Origin of the sequence: Streptomyces sp. NPDC005408 (genome assembly GCF_040606445.1) — a bacterium.
In the GTDB taxonomy this organism is placed as follows: domain Bacteria; phylum Actinomycetota; class Actinomycetes; order Streptomycetales; family Streptomycetaceae; genus Streptomyces.
Map to the genome: position 1 here is coordinate 1 of NZ_JBEXEX010000068.1, position 18,699 is coordinate 18,699.

At 69.2% G+C, this 18,699-nt stretch carries 21 protein-coding genes; 5 read left to right on the top strand and 16 right to left on the bottom strand.

Going from position 1 to position 18,699, the window contains the following annotated elements:
• Nucleotides 1–208: 208 nt before the first annotated feature.
• The 7 genes from ABZS64_RS35270 to clpS form a co-directional block, all read right to left on the bottom strand.
• Nucleotides 209–1,159: a cysteine synthase gene (locus tag ABZS64_RS35270; protein WP_355838529.1), complete on the bottom strand. Its 951-nt coding sequence runs from the start codon at nt 1,157–1,159 to the stop codon at nt 209–211.
• Nucleotides 1,159–1,437 carry a MoaD/ThiS family protein gene (locus tag ABZS64_RS35275; RefSeq protein WP_355838532.1) on the bottom strand — a complete coding sequence of 93 codons (279 nt, stop codon included), beginning with the start codon at nt 1,435–1,437 and terminating at the stop codon, nt 1,159–1,161. The genes ABZS64_RS35270 and ABZS64_RS35275 overlap by 1 nt, the downstream gene beginning before the upstream one ends.
• Before the next feature lie 87 nt (nt 1,438–1,524).
• Complete coding sequence (locus ABZS64_RS35280; protein WP_355838535.1) at nt 1,525–1,641, bottom strand: putative leader peptide; 117 nt, start codon at nt 1,639–1,641, stop codon at nt 1,525–1,527.
• Nucleotides 1,642–1,762: 121 nt separating this feature from the next.
• Entirely contained in the window at nt 1,763–2,185 is a 423-nt protein-coding gene (locus ABZS64_RS35285) for a M67 family metallopeptidase (protein ID WP_355838538.1), read from the bottom strand.
• 77 nt (nt 2,186–2,262) lie between these two features.
• On the bottom strand, nt 2,263–3,699 hold the full coding sequence (locus ABZS64_RS35290; protein WP_355838541.1) for an amino acid permease: 1,437 nt from the start codon (nt 3,697–3,699) through the stop codon (nt 2,263–2,265).
• Nucleotides 3,700–4,039: 340 nt separating this feature from the next.
• Nucleotides 4,040–4,633: a DUF2017 domain-containing protein gene (locus ABZS64_RS35295; RefSeq protein ID WP_355838544.1), complete on the bottom strand. Its 594-nt coding sequence runs from the start codon at nt 4,631–4,633 to the stop codon at nt 4,040–4,042.
• Nucleotides 4,634–4,875: 242 nt separating this feature from the next.
• Nucleotides 4,876–5,190 (bottom strand): ATP-dependent Clp protease adapter ClpS, encoded by a 315-nt coding sequence (gene clpS / locus ABZS64_RS35300; RefSeq protein WP_355838547.1) that lies wholly within the window; start codon nt 5,188–5,190, stop codon nt 4,876–4,878.
• Between the two features lie 80 nt (nt 5,191–5,270).
• Between clpS and ABZS64_RS35305 the strand changes: the two genes are divergently transcribed.
• Nucleotides 5,271–6,599, top strand: a complete 1,329-nt coding sequence (locus ABZS64_RS35305) for a nicotinate phosphoribosyltransferase (protein ID WP_355838550.1) — start codon at nt 5,271–5,273, stop codon at nt 6,597–6,599.
• 104 nt (nt 6,600–6,703) lie between these two features.
• On the top strand, nt 6,704–7,288 hold the full coding sequence (locus ABZS64_RS35310) for an isochorismatase family protein (protein WP_355838553.1): 585 nt from the start codon (nt 6,704–6,706) through the stop codon (nt 7,286–7,288).
• Nucleotides 7,289–7,298: 10 nt separating this feature from the next.
• On the opposite strand, the gene ABZS64_RS35315 is transcribed toward ABZS64_RS35310, so the two are convergent.
• Complete coding sequence (locus ABZS64_RS35315; protein ID WP_355838556.1) at nt 7,299–7,703, bottom strand: hypothetical protein; 405 nt, start codon at nt 7,701–7,703, stop codon at nt 7,299–7,301.
• A gap of 123 nt (nt 7,704–7,826) precedes the next feature.
• Nucleotides 7,827–10,244, bottom strand: a complete 2,418-nt coding sequence (locus ABZS64_RS35320; RefSeq protein WP_355838559.1) for an immune inhibitor A domain-containing protein — start codon at nt 10,242–10,244, stop codon at nt 7,827–7,829.
• Between the two features lie 370 nt (nt 10,245–10,614).
• Between ABZS64_RS35320 and ABZS64_RS35325 the strand changes: the two genes are divergently transcribed.
• Nucleotides 10,615–10,956 (top strand): hypothetical protein, encoded by a 342-nt coding sequence (locus ABZS64_RS35325; protein WP_355838562.1) that lies wholly within the window; start codon nt 10,615–10,617, stop codon nt 10,954–10,956.
• On the opposite strand, the gene ABZS64_RS35330 is transcribed toward ABZS64_RS35325, so the two are convergent.
• Both ABZS64_RS35330 and ABZS64_RS35335 read right to left on the bottom strand, forming a co-directional pair.
• The gene (locus ABZS64_RS35330) at nt 10,942–11,646 is read right to left on the bottom strand and encodes an RDD family protein (protein WP_355838565.1); all 705 of its coding nucleotides are present in this window, start codon (nt 11,644–11,646) and stop codon (nt 10,942–10,944) included. The two genes, ABZS64_RS35325 and ABZS64_RS35330, sit on opposite strands and share 15 nt — an antisense overlap.
• A 77-nt stretch (nt 11,647–11,723) precedes the next feature.
• Complete coding sequence (locus tag ABZS64_RS35335; protein WP_355838567.1) at nt 11,724–13,235, bottom strand: RDD family protein; 1,512 nt, start codon at nt 13,233–13,235, stop codon at nt 11,724–11,726.
• Nucleotides 13,236–13,454: 219 nt separating this feature from the next.
• Between ABZS64_RS35335 and ABZS64_RS35340 the strand changes: the two genes are divergently transcribed.
• Complete coding sequence (locus ABZS64_RS35340; RefSeq protein WP_355838570.1) at nt 13,455–13,931, top strand: SsgA family sporulation/cell division regulator; 477 nt, start codon at nt 13,455–13,457, stop codon at nt 13,929–13,931.
• On the opposite strand, the gene ABZS64_RS35345 is transcribed toward ABZS64_RS35340, so the two are convergent.
• Together ABZS64_RS35345 and ABZS64_RS35350 are read right to left on the bottom strand one after the other, a co-directional pair.
• Nucleotides 13,928–14,308 (bottom strand): VOC family protein, encoded by a 381-nt coding sequence (locus tag ABZS64_RS35345; RefSeq protein ID WP_355838573.1) that lies wholly within the window; start codon nt 14,306–14,308, stop codon nt 13,928–13,930. The two genes, ABZS64_RS35340 and ABZS64_RS35345, sit on opposite strands and share 4 nt — an antisense overlap.
• A gap of 80 nt (nt 14,309–14,388) precedes the next feature.
• The gene (locus tag ABZS64_RS35350) at nt 14,389–15,756 is read right to left on the bottom strand and encodes an FAD-linked oxidase C-terminal domain-containing protein (RefSeq protein ID WP_355838576.1); all 1,368 of its coding nucleotides are present in this window, start codon (nt 15,754–15,756) and stop codon (nt 14,389–14,391) included.
• A 108-nt stretch (nt 15,757–15,864) separates the two neighbouring features.
• Between ABZS64_RS35350 and ABZS64_RS35355 the strand changes: the two genes are divergently transcribed.
• Nucleotides 15,865–17,442 (top strand): hypothetical protein, encoded by a 1,578-nt coding sequence (locus ABZS64_RS35355; RefSeq protein ID WP_355838579.1) that lies wholly within the window; start codon nt 15,865–15,867, stop codon nt 17,440–17,442.
• Nucleotides 17,443–17,507: 65 nt separating this feature from the next.
• Here ABZS64_RS35355 and nthA read toward each other — a convergent pair whose 3' ends face one another.
• The 3 genes from nthA to ABZS64_RS35370 are packed head-to-tail and all read right to left on the bottom strand — an operon-like array spanning nt 17,508 to nt 18,656.
• Complete coding sequence (gene nthA / locus ABZS64_RS35360) at nt 17,508–18,095, bottom strand: nitrile hydratase subunit alpha (RefSeq protein WP_355838581.1); 588 nt, start codon at nt 18,093–18,095, stop codon at nt 17,508–17,510.
• Complete coding sequence (locus ABZS64_RS35365; protein WP_355838584.1) at nt 18,092–18,382, bottom strand: SH3-like domain-containing protein; 291 nt, start codon at nt 18,380–18,382, stop codon at nt 18,092–18,094. Before ABZS64_RS35365 ends, nthA begins: the two co-directional genes overlap by 4 nt.
• Entirely contained in the window at nt 18,375–18,656 is a 282-nt protein-coding gene (locus ABZS64_RS35370) for a hypothetical protein (RefSeq protein WP_355838587.1), read from the bottom strand. Before ABZS64_RS35370 ends, ABZS64_RS35365 begins: the two co-directional genes overlap by 8 nt.
• Between the last annotated feature and the right edge of the window lie 43 nt (nt 18,657–18,699).

Here is an 18,699-nt window from a genome sequence, read left to right on the forward strand (position 1 = left end):
CCGTTACGAGAAGCGCGCCTACATCTACGGTGGCACTGTCACCCTCGCAGCCCTCATGATCTGGCTCCGAACATGATCCGAGAAACAGCGCCTAGCCGTGCGGCTGACGCCGGGCGCTCGCGGCGCGGGGTGCGGGCCCGTCGACGCCTGAGGCGCGGTCGCTTCGCGGCGGGGAGCGACCGCCCCGGGCCGGGACCGGGCTACCCCCCTACGCCCAGAGCTGGCCCTGGAGCGTCGCGATGGCCTCCTCCGTCGTGCGGGCCGTGTAGACGCCCGTCGACAAGTACTTCCAGCCGCCGTCCGCGACCACGAACACGATGTCCGCTTGTTCGCCCGCGAGTACCGCCTTCTTGCCGACGCCGATCGCGGCGTGCAGCGCCGCTCCCGTCGAGACGCCCGCGAAGATGCCCTCCTGCTGGAGCAGTTCACGGGTGCGCGTGACCGCGTCCGCCGAACCGACCGAGAAGCGGGTCGTCAGGACCGAGGCGTCGTACAGCTCGGGGACGAAGCCCTCGTCCAGGTTGCGCAGGCCGTAGACCAGGTCGTCGTATCGCGGCTCCGCGGCGACGATCTTGATGTCGGGCTTGTGCTCGCGCAGGAAGCGGCCGACTCCCATCAGCGTGCCCGTCGTGCCCAGGCCCGCCACGAAGTGCGTGACCGAGGGCAGGTCGGCCAGGATCTCCGGACCCGTCGTGGCGTAGTGCGCACCCGCGTTGTCCGGGTTGCCGTACTGGTAGAGCATCACCCACGCGGGGTTCTCGGCGGCGAGTCCCTTCGCGACGCGCACAGCCGTGTTCGAGCCTCCCGCCGCCGGGGACGAGATGATCTCCGCTCCCCACATCGCCAGCAGGTCCCGCCGCTCCTGGGACGTGTTCTCGGGCATCACGCACACGATGCGGTAGCCCTTGAGCTTCGCCGCCATGGCCAGCGAGATACCCGTGTTGCCGGATGTCGGCTCCAGGATCGTGCAGCCCGGCGTCAGACGGCCGTCCTTCTCCGCCTGCTCGATCATGTGGAGCGCCGGGCGGTCCTTGATCGAGCCGGTCGGGTTGCGGTCCTCGAGCTTGGCCCAGATGCGGACCTCCTCCGAGGGGGACAGCCGTGGCAGGCGGACCAGCGGAGTGTTGCCGACCGCCGCCAGCGGGGAGTCGTAACGCATCAGCGCATGCCACCGGCGACGGCCGGAAGGATCGTGACGCTGTCGCCGTCGGCGAGCTTGGTGGAGATGCCGTCCAGGAAGCGGACGTCCTCGTCGTTCAGGTAGACGTTCACGAAGCGGCGCAGCTGGTCGCCGTCGACGATGCGCTCCTTGATGCCGTTGTGGCGGGTCTCGAGGTCGGCGAAGAGCTCGGCGAGGGTGTCACCGCTGCCCTCGACGGCCTTGGCGCCGTCGGTGTAGGTGCGGAGGATGGTCGGGATGCGGACCTCGATGGCCATGACATGGGCTCCTGTCGGGAGTGGCGGGGTGGCGTAAGGGGCGCGCGGCTCGGGCCCCCCGCGCAGGGGGTTGTGCGTTCGGTGCGCTCAGAGAGCAGCGGGCGCCGTACAGATCGCGCTGGCGAGGCGGCACAGGTCGACGTGCAGCCGCGCCACGAGCAGCAGCGTGCCCGGCGTCCTGTCACTCACGTCATGGGGAACCATGCGGTCATCGTATCGATTCCCCCTCCGTATCCCGGAGTGTGATCTCGGATGATGGACGTATCCCGCTCACGATGCGGTCAGGCGAGGCGCCCGCGAACGCGCCCCCGCGCCGGTCGTGGCCTCAGTACGCCTCGACGACCTTGACGTCCTCTTCGGTGACCTCGCCGTCCACGATGCGGAAAGAGCGGAACTGGAACGGGCCCGCGTCGTCGGTGTCGGCAGTGGAGACCAGCACGTAGTGGGCGCCCGGCTCGTTCGCGTAGCTGATGTCCGTACGCGACGGATACGCCTCGGTCGCGGTGTGCGAGTGGTAGATGATCACCGGCTCTTCGTCGCGGTCGTCCAGCTCCCGGTAGAGCTTCAGCAGATCCGCCGAGTCGAACTCGTAGAACGTGGGCGAGCGGGCGGCGTTCAGCATCGGGATGAAGCGCTCGGGGCGGCCGCTGCCCTCGGGGCCCGCGACCATGCCGCAGGCCTCGTCGGGGTGGTCGGCGCGGGAGTGCGCGACGATCTGGTCGTACAGGGCCGAGGTGATGGTCAGCATGACCGACAGGATAAGCAAAGGGCAGGCTCGTACCGAAGACTGGTACGAGCCTGCCCGAATGCTGGACTTCAGTGGTCTCAGCGCTTGATGAAGGCCGCGCCCTGCGGGTTGCGCCGCTTCAGCACCAGGTACGAGACGCCGAGGATCACGCCCCACAGCGGTGCGCAGTACAGCGAGATCCGCGCGTCCTTGTCGACGCCCATCATCACGATGACCATGCCGATGAAGAGCAGCGCGAACCAGCTGCTGAACGGGGCGCCGGGCGCCCGGAAGGACGACTTCGGCAGCTCACCGCGGTCGGACTTGGCCCGGTAGCGGATCTGGCAGACCAGGATCATGATCCACGCCCACATGCCGGAGATGGTCGCGAAGGAGACCACGTAGTCGAAGGCTTTGCCCGGGGCGACGTAGTTGATCCAGACGCCCACCAGCATCAGCGCGGCCGAGACGGTGGTGCCGACCAGCGGGGTGCCGTTCTTGGTCAGCTTGGTGAAGACCTTCGGGCCCTGGCCGTTGAGCGCGAGGTCGCGCAGCATGCGGCCGGTGGAGTACATGCCCGAGTTGCAGGAGGACAGGGCCGCGGTCAGCACCACGAAGTTGACGATCGCGGCACCGACGCCCAGGCCCATCTTCTCGAAGGCCAGCACGAACGGGCTGACACCCGGCTGGAAGTTGGACCACGGGATGACCGAAAGGATCATGATCAGCGCGCCGACGTAGAAGACGGCGATCCGCCACGGCACGGTGTTGATGGCCTTGGGGAGGGTCTTCTCGGGGTCCTTGGACTCGCCGGCGGTGACGCCGACCAGCTCGACCGCGAGGAAGGCGAACATCACGATCTGCAGGGTCATCAGCGTGTTGCCGATGCCGTGCGGGAAGAAGCCGCGGTCGCTCCACAGGTTCGACACGCTCGCGGTGGCAGCCGCGTCGGAGAACCCGACGGTCAGGATGCCGGCGCAGATCAGGATCATGCCGACGATTGCGGTGACCTTGACCATCGAGAACCAGAACTCCAGCTCGCCGAAGAGCTTCACCGAGATCAGGTTCGCGCCGTACAGGATCACCGTGAAGATGAGCGCGTACGCCCACTGCGGGAAGCTGTCGTGTGTCCAGAAGGACATGTACTGGGCGGCCGCGGTGACTTCGGTGATGCCGGTGACGACCCAGAAGAGCCAGTACGTCCAGCCGGTGACGAAGCCCGCGAAGGGGCCCACGAATTCGCGCGCGTATTCGGAGAAGGACCCCGAGACCGGGCGGTACATGAGCAGTTCGCCCAGCGCCCGCATGATGAAGAAGATGACCAGGCCCGCGATGGCATAGGCCAGGATGAGGCTGGGTCCGGCCTTGGCAATGGCCTTGCCCGCGCCCAGGAACAGACCGGTGCCGATGGCCCCGCCGATCGCGATCATCTGGATCTGACGAGCACCCAGTCCGCGGTGATAGCCCTCGTCCGCGCCCGCCGCGGACCCCGCGGCCTCATTGCGATCGTGCTTGTCGACCTGCAGTGAGGTCATGGTGATGCGCCCTTTCTCCATGCTGATCCGCGCGCCGCGACTGCGTGCGACCGCGGACCAGGTCCTGATCCCCCCGGATGTGGATGGAGTGCTACCGGCGGTCTGCCGGCCCAAGCGCCCCCGGGGACATGGGTGGCGTCCCTCGGGCGGTCGTGAAGATTTATCACGGCCGTAACAGTGATCAGCCCGAGGCATTGTGGCGCAGGCCACGGAAAGAAGCGGACAAAAATCGCCCGACACGACAAACCATGCCGATGCGGTGACAAGATCGTTATCCGGATTTGAGTGTCCGTTGAGCGAACAACTCAGGGCGTCAAGGGATCAGGGCATTCGGGTGCATTCAGTGCATCAGGGTCTCGACGAGCGTCTCCTGGAGCGCGCCGAGCCAGAGATACGCCATCACCATCGGCTTGCGCGGATCGGAGTCCGGCAGCCGGTACAGCTCGCCGTTCTCGTCCTCGTCGGTGACCTCGAGCCGGGTGCCGATGGTCAGCCGCAGGTCGTTGAGCGCGCCGAGCCAGTGCTGACAGTCGTCGGCGGTCAGCTTCAGTACGGCGCCGCCCTCGCCGGTGGCGGTCATCGAGTCGAGGGTGCGTACGACGGTGAGGGCGTCATCGCGCTTGCGTGAGCGCAGGTCGGTCTCGGTGAAGCGCCTGAACTCCGAGGAGAGCCGCCGCAGTTCCTCGTCCTGCTCATCGGCGTCGGGTCCGGCGTACGCCTCCGGGAAGAGGCGGGCCAGCGCCGGGTCCGTGGGCGGCTCACTCGGCCCCTCGGCGAACAGCGCGGCCAGCGGGTCCTCGCCCTCCACCGGCTCGTCGCCGGGACCGATGAGCTCGAGGAGCTGTACGGCCAGCGAGCGCAGGATGGAGATCTCGACCTCGTCGAGCGCGACGGCGGCGCCGCCGCCGGGGATCGGCTCGAAGTGACCGGCCATGGGGCCTCCCTTGATGGTCGGGTGGGTGAAGGAGCAGGTCGAGGGCCGAGTGTGGCAAGACGGAGGATGGAGTCCACGCGGAGCGTCGGCGACTGACGACAACGCAGCCGGGCTACAGCCATCGGCCTGCGACGCCACCCGACCGTCAAGGGCGGCCCCTAGGGCCTGTCGTTCGGATCTTGCCGGGCTCGCGTGCCCTGGCACGCACGCTCACTGATCCGGCCTGATCCAAACGATAGGCCCTAGCCGCGGTCCTGGGTGAGGGTCGCCCACAGGCCGTAGCCGTGCATGGCCTGCACGTCACGCTCCATCTCCTCGCGGCTGCCGCTGGAGACGACGGCGCGCCCCTTGTGATGGACGTCGAGCATCAGCTTGTGCGCCTTGTCCTTGGAATAGCCGAAGTAGGCCTGGAAGACATAGGTGACGTAGCTCATCAGGTTCACCGGGTCGTTGTGCACGAGCGTCACCCACGGCACGTCGGGCTCGGGTACGGCGAAGGTCTCTTCCGCCGACTCAGGGCGTTCGATCTCTGTGGGAGCAACACTCACCTGGTCCATGCTGCCACCCGCGAGGGCTCATCGCACAAACGACCCGCACATCTCGTCACTCTGACGAGATGTGCGGTAGCATCCGCCGTATGAACCCTGCGGACCTTGGGCTGCCGGTGGATGTGCCGTCGACAGCGCTCTTCACCGACCAGTACGAGCTCACGATGCTTCAGGCGGCACTGAGGGCCACAACCGCCGACCGCCGCTCCGTCTTCGAAGTGTTCACCCGCCGGCTTCCCGACGGCCGCCGCTACGGCGTCGTCGCGGGCACCGGACGGGTCCTCGACGCCGTCGAGAACTTCCGCTTCGACGCGGGAGTGCTGGACTTTCTGCGCGAGCAGAACATCGTCGACGAGGCGACCCTGCAGTGGCTCGCCACCTACCGATTCAGCGGCGACATCTGGGGCTACCCGGAGGGCGAGGTCTACTTCCCGGGCTCGCCGATCATGCGGGTCGAGGGCTCCTTCGCCGAGTGCGTACTGCTCGAGACCGTGATCCTTTCGATCCTCAACCACGACTCGGCGATCGCGGCCGCGGCATCGCGGATGTCGTCGGCTGCGGGCGGGCGCCGGCTGATCGAGATGGGTGCACGGCGTACGCACGAGCTCGCCGCGGTCGCATCCGCCCGGGCCGCCTACGTCGGAGGCTTCAACTCCACCTCCGACCTCGCGGCGGGGTTCCGCTACGCCATCCCGACCGTGGGCACCAGCGCACACGCCTTCACGCTGCTGCACGACAGCGAGCGCGACGCCTTCCAGGCGCAGGTCGACTCGCTCGGCAGGGGCACCACGCTGCTGGTCGACACCTACGACGTGGCCGAGGCCGTCCGTACCGCCGTGGACATCGCGGGACCCGAGCTCGGGGCCGTACGCATCGACTCCGGTGACCTGCTGCTGGTCGCGCACCGGGTGCGGCAGCAGCTGGACGAGCTCGGCGCGGTCAACACCAAGATCGTGGTCACTTCCGACCTGGACGAGTACGCCATCGCCTCGCTGGCCGCGGCGCCCGTGGACGCGTACGGCGTGGGAACGCAGCTGGTCACCGGCAGCGGGCACCCCACTTGCTCGATGGTCTACAAGCTCGTCGCCCGGGCCCATTCCGCCGATCCGAAGGCCCCGCTGGAGCCGGTGGCGAAGAAATCCCTGGGCGGCAAGATGTCCATCGGCGGCCGCAAGTGGGCCGCGCGGCGCCTCGACGCGCAAGGGGTCGCGGAGGCGGAGGTGATCGGCGTCGGCGAGGTGCCGTCCGAGCTCTTGGACCAGCAGCTGCTGGTGGAGCTGGTCAAGGGCGGCGACATCGTGGCCCGCGAGCCGCTGGACGCGGCGCGCGAGCGGCACATCGCGGCGCGGGCGGGGCTGCCGATGTCGGCGATCCAGCTCTCCAAAGGGGAACCGGTTCTGCCGACGGAGTACCTATGAACGCCTGAACGTCGCGTGAAGCCCTCTCCCGCGGGGCCGCCCGAGTCTCTAGGCTCAGTACCTTCCCGCACCTTCCTGTCGCATCCCATCGAAGGACACCCCTCATGCACCGCGTCTTGATCGTCGTGGACGTTCAGAACGACTTCTGCGAGGGCGGCAGCCTCGCGGTGGCGGGGGGTGCCGATGTCGCTGCCGCGATCACTGACCTGATCGGCCAGGCCCAGCCGGGCTACCGCCATGTCGTGGCCACCCGCGACCACCACATCGAGCCGGGTGACCACTTCTCGGAGCACCCGGACTATGTGCGCTCCTGGCCCGCCCACTGCGTCGCCGGTACGGAGGGGGTGGGCTTCCACCCGAACTTCGCTCCGGCAGTCGCGTCGGGCGCGATCGACGCGGTCTTCGACAAGGGCGCGTACGCGGCCGCGTACAGCGGCTTCGAGGGCGCGGACGAGAACGGCACGACGCTGGCCCAGTGGCTGCGGGCACGGGAGGTCACCGAGGTCGACGTGGTCGGCATCGCGACGGACCACTGCGTACGGGCAACGGCGCTGGACGCGGTCCGGGAGGGCTTCACGACGCATGTGCTGCTCGATCTGACGGCGGGCGTCGCCGAGGAGACGACGGACCGCGCTCTGGAGGAGCTGCGGGCGGCGGGCGTGGAGCTCTCCGGCAAGCCGGTCGTCTGACCGCCCGACCTCACACTCCCGACGGGCTGGACAGCCCGTCCGGCGATTGAGGACAGAACACAGACAGCCCGTCCGGCGTCTGAGGAGCGGCGACCGGGGCTGAGCCCCAGCTGGCCGGGCGCAGCAGGGCCCGTATGGGGTGCCAGAGCTCCTTGTGGTCCTCCGGCGTCGCCCGCCACAGCAGCCCGTCCGGGTGATGCAGAACCGCCGTGATCTCGTCCGGTGTCGGCGGCTCCGCGTTCCCCCGCAGATACACCGCCCGCAGCCCCAGATTCCGCAGCCGTGTCAGCGCCCTCGCGCGGTTCGCCGCGTGGACCAGAAAGCGGACCGAGCTGCCGTCGCCGACCGGACTGGGCAGGCTGAGCGCCACCACCACACTGCCGTTCGGCAGCTTGCAAAAACCTCCGCCGGGCATGCTGAACCACTCCCCCGTGAGCTGGCATGTCAATAAGGACCTGGTAGGACGCACCTAAACACGATCGGCCGCCGCCCGCTAGAGGGCGACGGCCGATCATGCTCTGACCTGCAGTAATGCGAATTACTTGGCCGAGGGACCAACCTTGACCGTGATCGACTGGCCGTTCAGCGGCTCGTTCACGATCGAGATCTTGGTGTTGGTGTCAGTTACCTGTACACCCGCCGTCGGGTTCTCGGCGAACCAGTAGACACCCTTGTGGTCGTCGAAGACCGGGTTGCCCGCCTGCGCCTTGATCCGCAGTGCGACATCCGCCTTGTGCAGCGTGAAGCCGTCGGTCGGCCGCAGGCTGAAGGGCGAGTCGAACGACTGGATCTTGTTCCGGAGCACCGTGCCGTCCGCCCACTTCAGGGCCTTCGGGTGCGCGTCCACCGGGAGGACCAGACCCTTACCCGGGTGCTGGCTGGTGTTGTTGTCCTTCTGGGAGGTGTCCCAGAGCCAGATCACCAGACCGTTCTGATACGGGTAGTGCTCGACCCACGAGTCCTTCGGCGCCTTGAAGCCGAAGTTGTACGGACCGACCTTGAGCGTCCTGTCGTACGACACGTACTGACGGTTCTCGGCCAGGTAGTACTGCTCGTACTCCTTGGTGAAGGACTCACCGATGCGCGAGAAGCCCTTCGCCGTCCAGCCCGCGTCGTCACCCTCGGCGTTGTCGGTGAACAGCGGCGTACCGTCCGCCACCACGCTCAGCGCGTCCGCCGCGAAGCCCTTGCCGCCCGCGCCGCCGTCCGTCTGGTAGCGGAAGCGGACGTCGACCTTCTTGCCCGCGTACGCGTCCAGCGTGTACGCCAGCTTCTTGTACGCGCCCGACACACCGGTCAGCGCCGGCTTGTCGCCCGCGTCACGGGTGATCGGCTTGCCGTCGGCCGTGCCGTCCACCGGCGTCCAGTTGGCGCCGCCGTCCGTCGACACCTCGGCATAGAGGTAGTCGTAGTTCTCCTCGATGTCCCACCAGCCCGAAAGCTCCAGGGACGCCTTGGACTTGCCGGTGAGGTCGACCGAGCGGGTCAGGGTGTTCTTGAGGTCGTCACCCATGTTGCTCCACCACTGCTTGGAGCCCTCGGCGGGCTTCACGACAGTCGTGGTGACGGCCTTCTTCGGCAGCTCGACGACGAGCGCCTGCGGCTTCTTGGTGTTGTACTCCGACACACCCAGGGTGTGCGTCGACTTCGTCGCCGCCTTGGCCTTGGTGTAGTTGAGCCAGCCCAGCTGCAGCTTGTCCCAGGCGCTCATGTCGCCCGGCAGGTCGCCGATGGAGTCCTTGCCGGTGCCGAGCCAGGAGCCGGCCGACATCAGGGTCCAGAAGCCGGTGGAGTTCTCGCCGCCGCCCGAGGTGTCGTAGTGGTCGGGCAGACCGAGGTCGTGACCGTACTCGTGGGCGAAGACACCGAGGCCGCCGTTCTCGGGCTGCATGGTGTAGTCGCCGACCCAGATACCGGACGTGCCGATCTGGGTGCCGCCGGCCTTGTTGTTCGCCGGGCCGGTCCGGCCGGCGTCCTGACCGTAGGCGTACCAGCGGTGCGCCCACAGGGCGTTGGTGCCCTCGGCGCCGCCGCCCGCCGACTCGTCCTCGCCCGCGTGGACGATCTGGAAGTGGTCGATGTACCCGTCGGGCTCGTTGAAGTTGCCGTCGCCGTCGAAGTCGTAGCGGTCCCAGAGGTCGTACTTGGACAGGTCCGCCTTGATCTGCGCGTCGGTACGGCCCTTGGCCTTCTGGTCGGCGGCCCAGGCAGTGACGCCGTCCTTGACCGTGTCCCAGACGTTGGCGCAGTTGGTGTCGCCGCAGTAGTTGGAGCCGTAGCGGGCCTCGTTGTAGTCGACCTTGACCCAGTCCGCGACCTCGCCGTCGACCGAGTAACGGCCCGAGGAGGTCTTCTCGTAGTAGGTCTTCAGCGACTCCTTCGGCTTGCCGGTCTTGTCCTTGCCGGTGCCGAAGTAGAGGTCCTGGAAGTGCTTCTGGTTGTAGTCCGCCTGCCAGGCCGTGGAGTTGTCGGTCTTACGGTCCGGCTGAGCGATCTTGTTGTGCTGCGGGCCCGGGGTGCCGCCGTACTTCTTGACGGGGGGCTTCGGCCCGTCCGGGCCGTCCGGGTCGAACATCGTGGTGTCGTCGACCTTGTCGCCGAACTCCACCAGAATCGTGAAGATCTTGTCCGTCTTCTCCCGGCCGAGCTCGACGTACTTCTTGTCGCCGAGCTTCACGACCTTGGACGCGCCGCGCTGCTGCACGGTCGCGTCGCCGGATATGACCTGCTCCAGCGCGGCTTCGCGCTGCTGGTCCTGCTGCTTGCTGAAGGGGCCGTCGAGGTCGTGCTCGGCCTGGCCCTTCTGCGGTGCCGGGTCACGGCGCTCGATGCCTGCCGGGTCCGACGACTTCTGGTTGTCGGCCTGGGCACTGCTGAACGCCGAGGCTGTCGCGGTGATTGTGGCCAGGGCCACGAGTACCGCGGACGCTCTGATCGTCCGTTGTTTGGTGGTCACTTGATGCTGTCCTCCCCGGCGATCCGTCGCAGCGGACTGGATGTGGGGTCGTCCGCGCGCGGTGTCGCGTCACAAGTGACGACATTCGACCGGAGTTGCCGGAGAAAAGACAGACCTTGACTTGCACAGGCCAACTGCACTATGCAGGAGCGCAATTCCGGTATCCGGACGTCCGGCATTTGGGACAACAGGCGCATGGGATTGAACACTTGGCCGAACGATGACTCCGTGCGCCCCCGATGCACCGGCACCGTGGGTTAGGTCACGCTTACCGCTGGTTCCTCCCGGGCATCCACCGTCGTAGAGTCACTTGACAGTGCGACCGCGTTGAGAGACACCCCCTGACCATGTCCCGAGGACGGATACTGTCATGCCGCGTCCGACTGCCGCACAGCTTGCCTACGGTTCGGCCACCGTTGTCTTCTCGACCCTCGCCTTGCTGCTGCTCACCCGCACGACCGCCGTCATGGGCGTCGCCGCCATAGGCGTCGGCTCGATGGCGCTCGGTCTGCTGGTCGCATGCGCCCTGCCGATGGGCAGGACCGGAGCGAGGAGGGTGAAGGCGGCACACACGGTCCGTACGAACCGTGCCACCGCCTCCGGCGTTTCCGCATCGGCCGCCTCCGCCGACGGTCTCACCACCCGGGTCCCCGTACCCCGTGCGCGCGTGGGGGCCGAGGCCGGGGCCGGCGAGCACTCACTGCGGCGCTGACACGACCACCGTCTTGCCCGCCTTGTCGTGCAGACCCTGTTTGTACGGCTTGTCGGTCAGGATCGTCAGGATGATGACGATCCACCAGAGACAGAAGCAGCACACCAGCGCGGGCACCCAGAGCACCACGGCGCGCATCAGCGAGGAGGGTGTGTCAGGCACGCTTCCGTCGTTGAGCATCGCCACGCGGATCTTCATGATGCGCTTGCCGACGGTCTGCCCGTTCCTCTTGGTCGTCATCACCGTGTCGTAGCCGACGTACGCCACGAGAGAGACCAGTGACCAGAGCCACTGTCTGCTGGAGTTCATCTCGTCGGTGATCTGGTCCCAGGTGTCGCTGTTGCTGTTCGTCGAGAAGTCCCAGCCACCGAAGAGCGCCGAGAGCACCGCCAGCGGTACGAAGATGATCAGCGCGTCGATGACGCGGGCGATGAACCGCTTGCCGAAGTCCGCGAGGGGCGGCATCCCGGCGAGCGGGTCGACTCCGCCGTACGCCCCGCCGTAGGCGCCCGGATCGTAGGGGGGCGGCCGGCCGCTGCCTCCGTCGTACGGAGAGCCTGGCGGCGGCGGTCCCTGCGGAGGCGGGGGCTCCTGAGGACCGCCGGCCGACGGCGGCCTGGGTTCCTGCGGCTTCTTCAGGAACGGGTCGTCCTCGGGCGGCTGATCGGGCGGCGGCTGATCGTTGCTCATGGGGGCAGTGCACCGCGCCCCGAGGGCCCCCGCAACGGCTCGCGCGCCGTTCGGGGGAACGCCTCGTCCGGGAGCTGTCAGCCGGTCACAAAGGTGTGGGCCGCCTTGTCGTGCCAGCACTGCCGCCACGGACGGTCGAACAGACACCACACCACATTGAACACTCCGACGGCGATCACACCGAGCACGCTGTAGAGCAGCCAGCGGCGCAGCGCGGCCCCGAAGGACGGCGGCTCGTGGGACTCGATGTCCCAGACCCTGATGCCGCAGAGCTTCTTGCCCAGCGTGCGGCCCCACTTGGCCGTCGGCAGTGCTTCGTACAGCACGCCGAGGACCAGCAGGGTGCCGAGGACGATGCCGAGCTGGCCCGCGGTGGTGCCGTCGACGAGCCACACGGTGACCGTCACGCCCGACTGCTTGGCCGCCTCGATCTTCTCGTCGATATGGGCGCGCGCCTGGGAGACGACCGGTACGGCGACGACGCCCACCAGCGCGCCGAGCAGCAGGGTGTCGATCAGCCGGGCGACGAACCGCTTGCCGAGCCCTGCGGGACGCGCAGCGGCCTGAGCCTGGGCGGCTTGCAGGAACGGGTCGTTGACCGGCGGCTTCCAGGGCACGACCGGCGGCTCGGCCTCATCGGCGGACCCGGCGCCCGGCCGGGCGAGCTGGTGGACCTGCTGCGCCCAGGAGGCCGAGCCGCCGCCGGGGCCGTTGGTGACGGGCGGCTGACCCTGCGCGGGCACCTGCGGCTGGGCGGGCGCCTGCGGCTGCGGGCGGCGCTGGGCCGGAGGCTGCGGCTGCGGCTGTGCGGGCGCCGTCGGAGTGGTCGGCGCCGTCGGGGCGGAGGCCGCGCCCGGGCTCATGGACCGGACGGACAGCGGCCCTTCGGCCCCTGCGGCCGAGGCGTTACCGCCCGCGCGCAGGGCGCGGATCGTGACCGTGCCGTCGGAAGGCGGCTGGGTACGGCCGGCGGACTCGCCCGAGGGCGATGCGGCCGGGTCCGCGGCGGGCGCGCCCTTGCCGGGCCGCATCGCGCGGATCGCGACGGTGCCGTCGATGGGAGGTTCACCATCGGAGGGTGGGCCGAGGGAGCGTACGCCGGGCAGGGCGCCGCCCGTCGGATCGGCGGACGCGCCCGACGCGGCGGGACGGCGCGGGTCGACGGGCGCTCCGCTGCCGGACGTGCCCGGATCGGTCGGGGTGCGCGGGTCCTGGGTGCCCTGGGCGCCGCCCCACGAGACCCGGTTGTCGCGCTCGCCGCCGAAGCCGGTCTGGCGTGCCGTGTCGGCCTGCCAGGCGGTGGCCGGCTCCGGGCGGGAGGGTTCGTCGCTCGGCTCCTCGTCGAAGAAGACCGGGCCGGTCTCCTCCAGTTGAGCCGGTGCGGGGGCATGGGCCTGGGGCGCAGCCGAGTCCGCGGACGCCGGGCCGGGGGCCGTGGGCATGGCCTCGCCCGTCTTCGGCGCGGGCCGGCTCGTACCGGGAACCCAGGCCGCTCCGTTCCAATACCTGACATATCCAGGAATGGACGGATCGGGGTAGTAGCCGGGCGCGGGGCTGCCGTCGCCGGTGGCCGGGGTTGGGGCGCTCATCACCGTGGTCCCGTATCTCCTCGAGAGCCTCAATTCAAGGGTCCACATCTATCAGACGCTCGCCGGTGCCCGGGTCGATCCTGCCGTAACGACCACTTTCCGGTCACCGTCCGATCACAGAAAGTTGTTCCCGAAAGTCGCGTCATAGCTGCCGGGCAACGTGCTCTCTCCCTGCAAGGCCCGCCCACAGGGCCTCGTACAGGAGAGGAAGAGCACTTCATGCACACCGTGGTGGAACGCGAGCTGGAGCTCAATCTGGTGCTGTCGCCGGAACGCAGCATCCCCGTCCCGGCCCGGCTGACCTATCGCACGGACGACCCGTACGCCGTGCACATCACCTTTCACATCGGCTCCGACAACCCCGTCAAATGGACCTTCGCCCGTGAACTGCTGGTCGAGGGGGTGTTCAGGCCCTGCGGCCACGGCGATGTCCGGATCTGGCCGACCAAGGTCGAGGGCCGCAGCGTCGTGCTGATGGCTCTCAGCTCCCCCGACGGCGACGCGCTCCTGGAGGCGTCCGCCGCCGTGATCTCCGCCTGGCTCGAGCGGACCCTGCGGGTGGTCCCCCCGGGCTCTGAGTCCGAGCAGCTCGGTATCGACGACGGCCTCGCCGAGCTGCTCGCGCCCACCCCGGCCGACGATCTGTGGCTGCACGGCCCGTGGCCGTCGGACGAGTCCCAGGACGGCGATGCCTAATCGATGACGTAGGTGTGGGTGATGAACTCGAGAGAGTGACCGTCGGGGTCGTCGATATAGACCCCGCGGCCTCCGAAGTGGTGGTTGATCTGCTGGGGCTGTCCGTGCGTCGGGTCGGCCCAGTAAGGGAGTTCGCGCTCGGTTATCCGGGCGAAGATCTCGTCGAACTCCTCCTCCGAGACCAGGAAGGCGAGGTGCTGGGGGATGATCCTGTCCTGTGCGTCGAGATAGTCGAGGGTGACACCACCCGCCAGCGGCAGGCTGGCGAACGGGCCGAAGGGCTTGGGCTCCGGCTCCCCGATGAGTTCGGCAAGAAAGCGGGCCCCGGCGAACCGGTCCCGGCTCTGGACGATGGTGTGGTCAAGGCGTGCTGGCACGGCTCCTCCTTCGTCGGTCTCTTCACGCTATGCGGACGGCCGCGCCCGTTCCATCGGGCATTGGCCGTACGTCCAAAGACTCAGAAGATCTTGCCCGGATTGAGGATGCCGAGCGGGTCGAAGGTCTGCTTGATGCCGCGCTGCATCTCCACGCCCACCGGGCCCAGTTCGCGCGCCAGCCACTCCTTCTTGAGCACACCGACACCGTGTTCCCCGGTGATGGTGCCGCCGAGCTCGAGGCCGAGCGCCATGATCTCGTCGAAGGACTCGCGGGCGCGCCGGGACTCGTCCGGATCGGCGTGGTCGAAGCAGACGACGGGGTGGGTGTTCCCGTCGCCCGCGTGCGCGCAGACACCGATGGTGAGGTCGTACTTGTCGGCGATGGCGGCCGTGCCCTCGATCATCGCGCCGAGCTGCGAGCGCGGTACACAGACGTCGTCGATCATCGTGGCCGACTTGACGGTCTCCAGGGCCGTGAGCGACAACCTCCGCGCCTGGAGGAGCAGTTCGGACTCGGCGACGGTGTCGGCCGGGACGACCTGGGTTGCGCCCGCTGCGCTGCACAGCTCCCCGACGGCGGCCAGGTCGGCCGACGGATCCGGGGTGTCGAAGGCCGCAAGGAGCAGTGCCTCGGTGGTGTCGGGCAGGCCCATGTTCGCCATGGCGTTGACGGCCCGGACGGTCGTACGGTCCATGAGCTCGAGCAGCGAGGGGGTGTGGCCGCGCTCCATGATCGCGCAGACGGCCTCGCAGGCGGCGGCCGCGGAGTCGAACTCGGCGGCGAGCACGAGCTGCGCGGGCGGCTGCGGCCGCAGTGCGAGCACGGCTTTGACAACGATGCCGAGGCTGCCTTCGGAGCCGACGAAGAGCCTGGTCAGGTCGTATCCGGCGACGCCCTTGGCGGTGCGGCGGCCGGTGGTGAGCAGCCGGCCGTCGGCGAGGACGACATCCAGGCCCAGGACGTACTCCGCGGTCACTCCGTACTTGACGCAGCACAGCCCGCCGGACGCGGTGCCGATGTTCCCGCCGATGGTGCACATCTCCCAGCTGGAGGGGTCCGGCGGGTAGTACAGGCCGTGTTCGTTCACCGCGCGGGACAGTACGGCGTTGACGACACCCGGCTCGACGACGGCGATGCGGTCGACCGGGCTGATCTCCAGGATCTTGTCCATCTTCGTCAGGGACAGCACGATGCAGCCGTCGGACGCGTTGGCAGCGCCCGAGAGGCCCGTGCGGGCTCCCTGCGGGACGACGGGGACACGCAGCGCAGTCGCGGTGCGCATGACGTGCTGGACCTGCTCGACGGTGCGTGGCAGCACGACGACGGCGGGGGTGCCCGCCTCGCAGAAGCTCGCCATGTCGTTCGCGTACGAGGCCGTGATGTCCGGGTCGGTGATGAGGGCCTCAGTGGGCAGCCCGGCGCGCAGCCGGTCCAGAAGATCGTCCATGTCTCAAGCCTCGCACCGGGGGCCATCGGTGTGAACCCGTCTGCGATCCGGTTCGCAGGGCCGGTTGCGTTCTTCGTATTGGCTGCGCGCTGTCGCACAGTGAGCGCCATGAAGAGCGAACTCGTGAAGAACGCCGCGATCAGCACGCTGGTCGGCGCGACGCTGGTCTTCGGGGTGATCACGCTCGCGCCCGGGTGGGGCGAGGACGAGACGCGGCGCGAGCCGGGGGCCGCCGAGCGGGCGCTGACGGCGGCGGGCGCGGGAGCGCCGGCCGCACTCGTCGATCTGACCGCGCTCATCAACGACCGGGAGCGATGGGCGCAGGCTCACCCGCGCGACGAGGAGTCGTGGGCGGTGCTCGGGTCGGCGTATGTGGAGCGGGGCTCCCGGCTGGCGGACTCGGCGTACTACCCGAAGGCGGAGAGCGCGCTGCGGCGCTCGCTGGAGCTGCTGCCCGGCGCGAGGGGCAATGTGAACGCCATGGTGGGGCTCGCGGCGCTGGCCAATGCCCGGCACGACTTCAAGGCGGCCCGCACGCTCGGCGAGAGCGCGATGAAGCAGCAGCCGAAGCGGTGGACGGCGTATCCGGTGCTGATCGACGCGTACAGCGGTCTCGGCGACTACAAGGCCATGTCCAAGGCGATGGACCGGCTCACGGAGCTGCACCCGGGCGCGCAGACGCTGAGCCGGGGTGCCCAGGTCTACCGGGAACGCGGCTGGCGCGAGGACGCGGCGGCGATGGCGTACGACGCGGTGGGAAGCGCCCAGGCGCCGCAGGAGAAGGCCGTGGCGCGGCAACGGCTCGGCGACCTGGCCTGGGAGCGCGGCGAGCCCGCGGAGGCGCTGACGGAGTACAACGCGGGGCTGAGGCTGGCGCCGGACCACGACCCGTCGCTGGCGTCGCGGGCGCGGGCGCTGGCCGCGGTGGGGCGCACGGACGAGGCCTGCCGCGACTACCAGGCGGCCATCGCCCTGGTCGACCGGCCCGAATACGTCCTGGCAGCGGGTGAGTTGTACCAGTCGCTGGGGCTGGACGGGGATGCGGCAACGCAGTACGAGCGGCTGCGCACGAGGGCGGCTCAGACGGGGACGGACGGGGTGGACGACGTTGTCGTGCTCGGTCTCTTCGACGCGGACCACGGCGATCCGGAGGCAGCGGTGCGCCGCCTGAAGGCCGAGTGGGCGCGGGGTCATCTGAACATGTACACCGCGGACGCACTGGGCTGGGCGCTGTACCGGGCGGGCAGGCCGCTGGAGGCGCTGCCGTACGCGAGGAGGGCGTCCGAGCAGGGGCTGCGGAGCCCGCTGTTCACCTACCACCGCGGCGAGATCGAGCGCGCGCTCAAGCAGGACGGCCCGGCACGCAGGCACCTGACGGAGGCGCTGCTGATCAACCCGTACTTCTCGCCGCTGCTCGCTCCGGCGGCGCGTCAGGCACTGGACGCGCTCGGTGAGCCGCCGCCGGGCGGGCCGAAGAGGATGACGGGACTGGAGTTGGAGAAGCCACCGCAGCCGGAGCGGTCGCAGGACCGTGAGGAGGAACGGGGCCAGGAGGCGGAGACGCCGTCGAAATCGCCGAGGCCGTCGGAGAGCAGGCGCTCGGAGACGTCGGAGGGCAGGCGCTCGGACGCGGACCGGTCTTCGGCGTCGCCCACGCGCTCACCGAAGCCGGAGCGGTCGCAGTGACCGCATAGCTTCGACCGGGTGGCTGTGACCGCGTAACTTCGACCGGTCCGCGACGGAGCCGCGGGTCAGACCTCCGCCGTGCCGATGAGCGCGTTCCGCGACACCCGCGCCGCCAGTTCCTCCTCGGTCAGCGACTCCGTGTCCGCCGGGCGCCGCGGCAGCACCATGTACCGGGTCTCCGAGGTCGAGTCCCACACCGTGATCTCCGTGTCCGGCGACAGGCGCAGCCCGAACTCCTCCAGTACCGCGCGCGGTTCGCGGACCACGCGGGAGCGGTAGGCCTCGCTCTTGTACCAGCTCGGGGACGGGCCGAGGAGCCGGAGGGGGTAGCAGGAGCAGAGCGTGCAGACGATGACGTTGTGCGTGTGCTCGGTGTTCTCGACGACGCGCAGCCGCTGTGCCTGGACGCCCCCGGCCGAGAAGCCGAGTTCGCCGACGGCCGCCGTTCCGTCGGCGAGCAGCCGGGCACGGAAGGCCGGGTCGGTCCAGGCCCGTGCGACGACGCGGGCCCCGTTCGCCGGGGACGCGCCGCTCAGGAACGCGTCGATGACCTCGTCCAGTGCCTCGCCCGCGACGATGCCGCGCTCCTCGAGGAGCGTTTCCAGACGGCGTACGCGTCGGGAGATCAGGGCGTCCGCGTGGGTTCCGGTCACAGCTGGTCGTCCTCCAAGTAGCTATCGGACAGGTCGAGTACGACATGGTGGTCGCCGTCGCCCCACAGATCCCGGGCCGCGAACCGTACGGCATAGACCTGCTCCACAGGGGCGTCCTCGCGCCCCTGGGAGCGGATGTCGGGGAGCGGCGTGCGGCCCTCGGGCTCGACGACGGTGCCGTGCTTGCCGCGTGCGTACCGCGGCAGCCGGGTGTGGTGCGGCGGGTCGTGGTGGACGGTCCGCACCCGGGCGCCCGGCGCGAAGCGGTCGGCGGCGGCGTCAGTCATCGAGCTCACCCGCCGCGATGACGCCCTTGCGCTCCAGGAGGCTGACGATGGCGTGGAACCAGCGCTCGTAGTACGAGGCCGCGAGGTACTCGGCGGGCGGCATGGATTCGATGGCGTCGCGGAACTCGTCGAGGTTGAAGATCTTGCCCCCGACGAGGGCTCGGTTCAGGGCGAACACCCTGGCCTCCCAGTCGGCGTGGAAGGGCTCGGTCTCGTCGGTGGTGTCGATGGGCCCGAAGCCCTGCATGCCCCCGACGTCATTGATCCTGGCCATGCCTCCACCCTATGCGCGTACGGCCCCACGGGTCAGATCCGTG

Coding starts and splice junctions, on each gene's coding strand:
- ABZS64_RS35370 (WP_355838587.1), bottom strand. CDS start 18,656: ATGGCCAGGATCAATGACGTCGGGGGCATGCAGGGCTTCGGGCCCATC.
- ABZS64_RS35280 (WP_355838535.1), bottom strand. CDS start 1,641: ATGGTTCCCCATGACGTGAGTGACAGGACGCCGGGCACGCTGCTGCTC.
- ABZS64_RS35305 (WP_355838550.1), top strand. CDS start 5,271: ATGAACCCTGCGGACCTTGGGCTGCCGGTGGATGTGCCGTCGACAGCG.
- ABZS64_RS35325 (WP_355838562.1), top strand. CDS start 10,615: ATGCCGCGTCCGACTGCCGCACAGCTTGCCTACGGTTCGGCCACCGTT.
- ABZS64_RS35365 (WP_355838584.1), bottom strand. CDS start 18,382: ATGACTGACGCCGCCGCCGACCGCTTCGCGCCGGGCGCCCGGGTGCGG.
- ABZS64_RS35295 (WP_355838544.1), bottom strand. CDS start 4,633: ATGGCCGGTCACTTCGAGCCGATCCCCGGCGGCGGCGCCGCCGTCGCG.
- ABZS64_RS35330 (WP_355838565.1), bottom strand. CDS start 11,646: ATGAGCAACGATCAGCCGCCGCCCGATCAGCCGCCCGAGGACGACCCG.
- ABZS64_RS35355 (WP_355838579.1), top strand. CDS start 15,865: ATGAAGAGCGAACTCGTGAAGAACGCCGCGATCAGCACGCTGGTCGGC.
- ABZS64_RS35310 (WP_355838553.1), top strand. CDS start 6,704: ATGCACCGCGTCTTGATCGTCGTGGACGTTCAGAACGACTTCTGCGAG.
- ABZS64_RS35315 (WP_355838556.1), bottom strand. CDS start 7,703: ATGCCCGGCGGAGGTTTTTGCAAGCTGCCGAACGGCAGTGTGGTGGTG.
- ABZS64_RS35290 (WP_355838541.1), bottom strand. CDS start 3,699: ATGACCTCACTGCAGGTCGACAAGCACGATCGCAATGAGGCCGCGGGG.
- clpS (WP_355838547.1), bottom strand. CDS start 5,190: ATGGACCAGGTGAGTGTTGCTCCCACAGAGATCGAACGCCCTGAGTCG.
- ABZS64_RS35285 (WP_355838538.1), bottom strand. CDS start 2,185: ATGCTGACCATCACCTCGGCCCTGTACGACCAGATCGTCGCGCACTCC.
- ABZS64_RS35350 (WP_355838576.1), bottom strand. CDS start 15,756: ATGGACGATCTTCTGGACCGGCTGCGCGCCGGGCTGCCCACTGAGGCC.
- ABZS64_RS35275 (WP_355838532.1), bottom strand. CDS start 1,437: ATGGCCATCGAGGTCCGCATCCCGACCATCCTCCGCACCTACACCGAC.
- ABZS64_RS35340 (WP_355838570.1), top strand. CDS start 13,455: ATGCACACCGTGGTGGAACGCGAGCTGGAGCTCAATCTGGTGCTGTCG.
- ABZS64_RS35335 (WP_355838567.1), bottom strand. CDS start 13,235: ATGAGCGCCCCAACCCCGGCCACCGGCGACGGCAGCCCCGCGCCCGGC.
- ABZS64_RS35270 (WP_355838529.1), bottom strand. CDS start 1,159: ATGCGTTACGACTCCCCGCTGGCGGCGGTCGGCAACACTCCGCTGGTC.